The following is a 7,312-nucleotide window of genomic DNA, read 5'->3' as shown; positions in this document are numbered from 1 at the left end:
CCATCGTCGCTTTGGCTCACAAGATGTTGCGCACCATCTTCTTCATGCTCAAGCGGGGCGACTATTACCGGGATTCCGCCACCAACTATGAGCAGCTCTCCGTGCAGCGCAACGCCTCTCGTTGGATCAAGGCCCTGACTCGCTTCGGCTTCATCCCCGCAGCCGCCTGATTCACGACAACCGATCTACATGACCGCTCGCGGTCAGGTAGCCGCGCGCTTGGAGACTGGCTTCTTTCACATTAAGACGGTGAAGTCCGCGAACTTACCGCTGAAGATATGGCGAAATTCAAGCCGGCCGCAGAGGCGTTGCCGGCGTCACTCGGAAAGAAACTGGGGCTGCGAGGGCCACAGAAGACCCCAACAAAAGAACGCATCACCATTCGGTTGTCGAGGGAAGTCGTGGAGCGGTTCCGCGAAAGTGGCGACGGTTGGCAGACTCGCGTCGATGCCGCGTTACGTGAGTGGCTGAAAAGTCATTCTCCGGTATGATCCATCGCACGACAGGCACGCGGGGGCGAACCCGTCTTCCACCGGACGATGCACGGGGAAATTGCGCTGCGTCCGGTGACCACCACGTCAAGCATCACAGGAGACAAACTTGCACCTCGAACTCTGGTTGGCTTTCGTCGCCGCGGCGATCGTCCTGCTTGCAATCCCCGGCCCCACGATTCTCACCGTGATCAGCTACTCGGCATCCCACGGCAAGAGGGCCACATTGCCGCTCATTGCGGGCGTCGCCCTTGGCGACTCAACCGCTCTCTTCCTCTCGCTGGTCGGCCTTGGCGCCCTTCTCGCGGCTTCGGCGCTCTGGTTCAGCGTCGTGAAGTGGGCTGGTGGGCTGTACCTCCTGTTTCTGGGCGTCAGGATGCTTCGCGCGGGAGCTTCCGCTCAGGTGGCCGCAGCCGCGCCGGCTCCGGAGTCCCTGCGACGGCTGTTCCTCAATACCTACGCGGTCACCGCGCTCAATCCCAAGGGCATGGTCTTTTTCGTGGCCTTCCTGCCGCAGTTCCTCAATTCATCCGCGTCCGCTGCCCCGCAGCTTTGGGCGCTTGGTGTGACCTTCGTCGCTCTCGCGGCAATCAACGCGATGCTCTACGCCACGTTCGCCAGCACTGCGCGTCGCATGCTCGAATCTCGTCGTGCCCAGCGCCAATTCGGTCTTCTCGATGGATCGCTCCTGTGCAGTGCCGGTGTCTGGGCACTGCTCGCCAGGCGTCCGGCGTAGGGACGAGCCATCGGGTGGCCGGAGGTCGCCAGGCACCCTCACCCGTCCAGATCGAGACACACTCCTTCGCCCTCGTTCGCCGGGTAGCGGGCCGTGTAGCCGTGCTTGCGCTGCAGGCCGAGTGCCGCCCACATCTCGTTGCACTCGCTGCGGTAATTGAAGTGCAGCTGGACACCCGCTCCGCCGTCGCGCAGCACGCGCGCAATCGCTTCGCCGTCGGGGTGGTGGAAGATCTTGCCGTTGGTCGAAACAAGCCAGTTGCGGCAATCCACGGCGCGCACGAGATCGGCACTGGTGTTGCCGCGACTGCCATGATGCGACAGCTTCACGGCGTCGAGTTGCAGGCGACCGGCGGCATTGCCGGGCAGCCGAGCCAGGGCATCGACGAGCACCGGCGCATAGGCGTCGCCGGTCAGCAGCGCGCGCCGACCCTGGTATTCGGCGAGCAGGGCCAGACTGCTTCCGTTCGGAATCGCGCGATCGGGCTTGAACGGCATCGCGGCCAGCCGGGCGACGTCGGGGTCGCCGAGCAGGTCGTCGTCTTCCGCCGGCTCTTCGTCCTCTTCGAGTTGCCGGGCATCGGCAGCGGTGGCCGCGCCGGGAACGATCCCGGCCTTGCGGCAGGCCGCATGCCAGCGCGGCTGCAGCCGATCGAGCTGTGCCTGCGTCGGCGACAGCAGTGTCAGCTGCATGCCGCCGGGCAACTGCCGCAGCGGTTGCAGCGGACCTGCAGCCGGCACCACCAGGGCGCCCCCGCCAGCGGCGGCGTTCCACTTGTTCGCCCCGTTGGCGACGATCAGCTCGGTCAGCGCCTCGCCCTGCAGCGGGCCAAGCAGGTCCGCGGCCTCCGGCTGCGGCACCGTGCCACCGGGAGTCAGGTGCACGTAGCCGTTGAACCAGATTTCCCCGAAGCTGACCCCGAGACTTTCCCGCTCGCGCAGCAGATCGAGCGAGCCGCCAATGTGATCGACGTCGACGTGCGTGACGACGAGCAGTTCGAAATGCCGATCGTCCTCCGGTAGCGCCAGGATGCGTTCGCGCAGCCGGGGGAACGCCGCACTCGTACCGCAATCGATCAGGATGCGATGCGCTCGCTGGCCGTCGCCGTACTCGATCCAGATCGCATCGCCGAACTCGGCCGGCAACAATTCGATTCGCCACATCGTGCGCGCCCTCCTCTGCTTCAGATCCGCCAGCCGACGTCGCCGTAGGCGGTCAGGCTGAGGACGAAGCCGTCGCCATTGGCCAGCAGCCGACGCTTGCTGTCGAGAAACACCTCGCCGAAGGTGCGCTCGCTACCGGCCGCCGCTTTCAGGCCATCGAGCAGTTCGGAAACGAAGGCGACCGCGCGCCGGCCGCGCATCGTCGCCAGCGTGCCGATCACCAGCGCCGCCCGTTCGCGCTTGAACGCCTCGACGAAGTTGAGGAAGGGCACGTCGGTTAGCTGCGTGCTGCAGCCAAGCAGCAGGACGACCGGCGAAGACGCCGCCGGGCCGGCGACGTAGGTGCTCTCCAGTTCGGGATAAGTGAGCAGGACGCCGCCGATCTCGAGGCCGGCGATCCCCGGGTGTGCCTGGTCTTCCATCGAATGCGGCAGCAGCAGGAGCAGCGAGGGCGATTCCTCTTCGACCGCGTCTTCCCATTCGTTCCAGTCCTTCACCGTCCTCGCGTTCTGCGCGACGCGGCGTACCGCCTCGACGACACCGCCGGGATCGCCGAGATCCTGGGCGCGCACCCGGCTGCTCGCGCCGACGAGCACCGAGCGGAAGGCGTCGAGCCGGTTTGCATCGGCATGCGGCACACTGATCACGTAATCGGCGCCGGACGGCGGCGTCAGGCTCGGCTGACGCTCGATGACGGAACTGAAACCCCAGAAGCGCAGCGGACAGTGGAAATTGCGGTCGTCGCGATGGTCGCAGGTCGAGTGACTGACGCCCCCCTCGCGCAGCAATGCGGCGCGGGCGTTGGGGCAGAGCTGCGCGCCGGCTTTCGGCAGGGGCGAGTCGTAGAGGATTTCGACGGGCAGCCAGGCGCCGGAGCGGGCTTCAACGATCTGGATGCGCGCCCCTTCGGCCACCCTGCCCTGCAGTTCTGGCGGCAGCGGCTTGAGGATCGAGCGACCGTAATGCGCCAGATCGTCGAACAGTTTCAACAGGGCGGGGTCGTCGAGCGTACCGCGCGCCTCCGGAAAGCTGGCCTCTTCGGAGAGCAGCCGCTTGACCTCGCCGACCAGCGTGTCGATGCCGACCGGCTCGCGGAAGCTGACCTCCTTGCCGACGATGGTGGTGAAGCCGGGCTGACCCTCGCCGCTGTGGTTAACGACGATCGCCGCGTCGAACGGCTGGCCATGCCAGGCGGGATCGAAGGTCGGTGCGACGATGTTCTCGACGGTCAGCGCGAAGCGTTCTCCCGCGTCGCCGAGCGGCGAGGAGAAGATCAAGGTCTGGATCACCCGGTTCTCATGGGTGATCAGGACGCGTGCCCGATACTGTTGGCGCACGCCATGGGTGCGGAAGCTGAAGTAGCCGGCGTCGCTGTCGGCCTCCGGTGGCAGGAAGAGTCGCGCCTGCTGCGGGGTGTGCAGACGACCGTCCGCGGCCCGCACCAGCGGCACGAAGAACACGTCCAGCCAGTGGCCGGCTGCGGAAGGCGGCAGGCGCTCGCTGGCAAAGACCTCGGAAGCGGCCTCCGCCTGCGCGCGCGGAAGGCCGATGTCGAGCGCAATCTGATAGGCGCGGTCGGCGGCGAGCCGGTCGCGGACACGAACCGGGCGTGCAGCGTCGCTAAGATCGGTGACGGTGAAATTGACCCGCCGCCGTTCGCTGCTCTTCGTCTCGACTCCGCCGGCACCCACGCGTGGCGCCGCCAGCGCCGCACCCAGCTCGGTTTCCAGTGCCGAGCGGAGAGCGGCGACGGCCGTCGCGTCGTCCGACTCGCTCTGCCAGACGCCACGACTGGCGCGTGCCTCCAGTTCGGCGACGACACCGTCGAGCGCTGCGGCCGAATCGGGAGTGCGGCCGGAACTGAGGCCAGAACCGGAGCCAGAAATTGGGCCAGGAGCGGGACCAGGAGCGGGACCAGATGCGGGGCTCGGCGCCGAGCGGGTCAGCGGTCGGCCGGCTGAACGGGACACCGGCGCGGGCATGGGCGGCAGCGAGCGGTCTGCTGAGCGCTCCACCCGTTGCTGGGGCTGCGGCGGGACCTGCCGCTGCTCTGCCACCACGCGGCGAGCGTGCTGCCCGAGGCGCCGCGCGAAAGCCGTGACGCGCGCATGCACCGCCAGCCGTCGCGAAGCGACCAGCAGCGGCGGCACCGGCACTTCCTGCCCTGCCGGCGCCGCCCGCCGAAGCGCGACGTCGATCGGCAGATCGTGCGCCAGCTGTTCGAGCAGCGCGTTGAACCACTCGCCCTGCCGTTCGGAATCGATGCGCATCACGCCAACGCCGGCGGTGAAAACCTCCTGCCGCAGCGCGGCGACGAGGCGTGCGACGCGCTCGTTGGCGACTCCCGCGCCGCCGATCAGCAACACGCAATCGGCGCGCAGCCGGCGCGGCCGCGACAGTACGCGGCCCAGCCCGGCACGCAGATCGTCGGGCAGCAACAACAGGTCGCAGTCCTCATCGGCGGCGTCGACGTCGACAAGCCGCAGCAGATCGGGCCAGCGTACCGCGCAAAGCTGCTCGGCGAGCGCGCGCGAACGCGGGTCGCCGAGCAGACCGACGCGCAGCGGCCACTCCCAGGCAACCGGTCGATCCGGCTCGTCCACGCGGACATAGGCAGAATCCGCGAGGTCGTCGTCGCTGCCGAACAGCAGGCGAAGCAGCCAGTGCACATCGGGGATCGAGTGACGCAGTCCGCCCGCCACCGCCGGATCGAGCTCGACGCGCAGCACCCCAGGCGAGGGCTGGTCGAACCACGCGACGCGGAAGCGCTCCCAGGCGACCAGAAAATTCTGTGCCGAAGGCAGATCGGCAGCGCCTGCTTCGATCGCGGCGACGAGTTCCGCCAGATGCGCGAGACGCAGCACGGCGATGTCGCCCCCATCGCGACGCAGCGCACGCACGGCATCGATGATCGTCGCCTCGGCCAGCGCTTCCACGCGCGGGCCGAGCATGCCGGCGGCCGCCAGCGCCCGGGCAAAGAGCGGCTGCGGCAGCTCGGCACCCCAAGTCCTGAACAGCGATCGGCTCATCCCGCCCCTCCTCTCTTACACGCCGCGCGGATAAGGGAAGGCGATTGGAGCTGGCAGTCCCGGGTCGACCCAGCGGCGCATCGCGGCATCGCAGATCGCGTATCCCCAGTTGATCAGTCGTTCCTGCAACTCGTCGGAGAGGTCGGCGAGGCGTGTCGCCACCTGCGCGAGTTCGGTCGTTCTCGGCAGCGGGCAAGGCAAAGCGCCGGCGGCACCATACGCCGCGATGTCCGAACCGACGCTCCAGTAAGCGCCCTGGCGTATGCCGCGCTCGAAGCCGCCGACCAGCTGGCGCTTGCGCAGCGCACGCACCTGATTATCGACCAGGTCGAGCACGCGCTTGGCGTGCATCGCCCAGTCGGTGTGCGGCTCGGGATCGGGCGCCATCGCCAGCCCGGCATCGCTGACCAGAATCTTGCGATAGCGCTTCCAGGCGGTTTCCAGGCCGAGGTTGTCGTACACGCCGCCGTCGGAAAGATACACTTCGCTGGTGTAGGGGGGATGGTGATACGGCTCGCCGCTCGCCGGCGAGAAGGCCGCGGGATCGAGGACGAGCTTCGCCGGCGACAGCACCGGCGGAAAGGCCGACGACGCCGCCACGGCCGCTGCCAGCGAGACGGTCGGGTTCCTGACCTCGCCAACCAGGTAGTCGCGCATGTAGGGCTTCGAGAAACGCCACAGCGCACCGCTCTGCACATTGGTCGCATTGAGCACGAAGCGCGGCGGGTCATCGGGCAGATCCTGCAGCGTCGCGTCGCCGAACAGGTACGTGCGGTAGGCGCTGGCCACCTTTTCGCTGATCGTCCCCGGCAGGAAGATGCCTTTCAGCACCGAACCGACATCGACCGTGTGGTGCGCGAAGGCCCGAATCGGATCGATCACCTCCTCCACCAGCCGGCCGGCGACACCGCCGGCGAAAGCCAGCCGGCCCCACTTCAGTCCCAGCATCGCGGCGGTGATCGAGCCGCCGGAAACGCTCGAGACGCGATCGAGCCGCGACAGGTAGCCGAATTCGTTGAGGCGCCACAACACTCCGAGATGGAAGAGCATCGCGCGGTAACCGCCACCCGAGAGGCACAGCGCGATGCCCTCCTCGGGCTGCCCCTCGCCCGGTTCGCTGACCGGCGAGAATGCCGCGTGCAGGTTCTGATTGTCGATGGTGGTCATGGTTTGCCCCTTCCCATTGAGTTGAGAGAACGGTGTGCCAAAGCGCCCGCCGCCGTCCCGAAAAGACCGACGCCGCGTGCGGGTGGTTGCGTTGCTGACAGCCGAGAATCGGCAGTCGTCTGCACGCGGCCTCTTTGCTCCCCGAATCCGATGCCCTCGGACAGGAAGCGAAGCGACCGGGCACCCCCCATGAACCCATTATAGGGTGGCCTTCGCGCCTTTCATGATTTTCGGGGAGTTTCATTTCGCTCTCCCGGCAATCCATGTCCATGCCGGGAAGGGAAACCGCAAGAACAGCGAAGATGGATCGCTTGCGTGTGCTACTCAGCCCACACCGCATCGGCAAAATGCTCGCGGATCAACGGGTCACGACTGATCAGGCGCGCGCCTGCCGCCAGCGCCTGCCCGACGATCAGGCGGTCGAAGACATCTCGGGTCCAGGTCAGGTTCGTGGCGTTTTCGACCACGGCAGCGAAAGGCTGGCGGCATTCGGAAAGACCGAGCAGCGGACTGATTTCTGTCAACAGATCTTCCAGGGTCGCCTTGATCCGACCGATTTCGAACAAGTAGTGAAGTTCGAGCCGCGCCGCAGGCGAGTAACGGAGCGGGGCCATTTCGAGCAGGTGGCATACCGTGGGAGGCCAGTCGCGTTGGGGGTCCGCGCAGAGACAGACGGAACAATAAAACGAGCCAGGCCCCTTTTCCTTCTTTTCCCCTTTTCCCTCT

Annotated in this window: 4 protein-coding genes and 2 pseudogenes; 3 read left to right on the top strand and 3 right to left on the bottom strand. The window is 67.1% G+C overall.

Going from position 1 to position 7,312, the window contains the following annotated elements; genetic code table 11:
- The 3 genes and pseudogenes from NFV80_RS06080 to NFV80_RS06070 form a co-directional block, all read left to right on the top strand.
- Positions 1-170 (top strand): annotated as a pseudogene (locus NFV80_RS06080) (IS110 family transposase); the annotation flags it as partial.
- Positions 171-260: 90 nt separating this feature from the next.
- A pseudogene (locus NFV80_RS06075) lies at positions 261-491 on the top strand (BrnA antitoxin family protein); the annotation flags it as partial.
- Between the two features lie 109 nt (positions 492-600).
- Positions 601-1,227: a LysE family translocator gene (locus NFV80_RS06070; RefSeq protein ID WP_295326098.1), complete on the top strand. Its 627-nt coding sequence runs from the start codon at positions 601-603 to the stop codon at positions 1,225-1,227.
- A 38-nt stretch (positions 1,228-1,265) separates the two neighbouring features.
- Here the strand turns inward: NFV80_RS06070 and NFV80_RS06065 are convergent, their stop codons facing one another.
- Genes NFV80_RS06065 through NFV80_RS06055 form a run of 3 tightly spaced genes read right to left on the bottom strand, consistent with a single transcriptional unit; the run spans position 1,266 to position 6,586 of the window.
- Entirely contained in the window at positions 1,266-2,390 is a 1,125-nt protein-coding gene (locus tag NFV80_RS06065) for an MBL fold metallo-hydrolase (RefSeq protein WP_295326100.1), read from the bottom strand.
- Between the two features lie 20 nt (positions 2,391-2,410).
- On the bottom strand, positions 2,411-5,419 hold the full coding sequence (locus NFV80_RS06060) for a hypothetical protein (protein ID WP_295326102.1): 3,009 nt from the start codon (positions 5,417-5,419) through the stop codon (positions 2,411-2,413).
- Positions 5,420-5,434: 15 nt separating this feature from the next.
- Complete coding sequence (locus NFV80_RS06055) at positions 5,435-6,586, bottom strand: patatin-like phospholipase family protein (protein WP_295326104.1); 1,152 nt, start codon at positions 6,584-6,586, stop codon at positions 5,435-5,437.
- Positions 6,587-7,312: the final 726 nt, after the last annotated feature.

Source organism: Accumulibacter sp., from assembly GCF_023806565.1.
In the GTDB taxonomy this organism is placed as follows: Bacteria; Pseudomonadota; Gammaproteobacteria; order Burkholderiales; family Rhodocyclaceae; genus Accumulibacter.
This window is presented reverse-complemented; position numbering and strand designations above follow the sequence as displayed.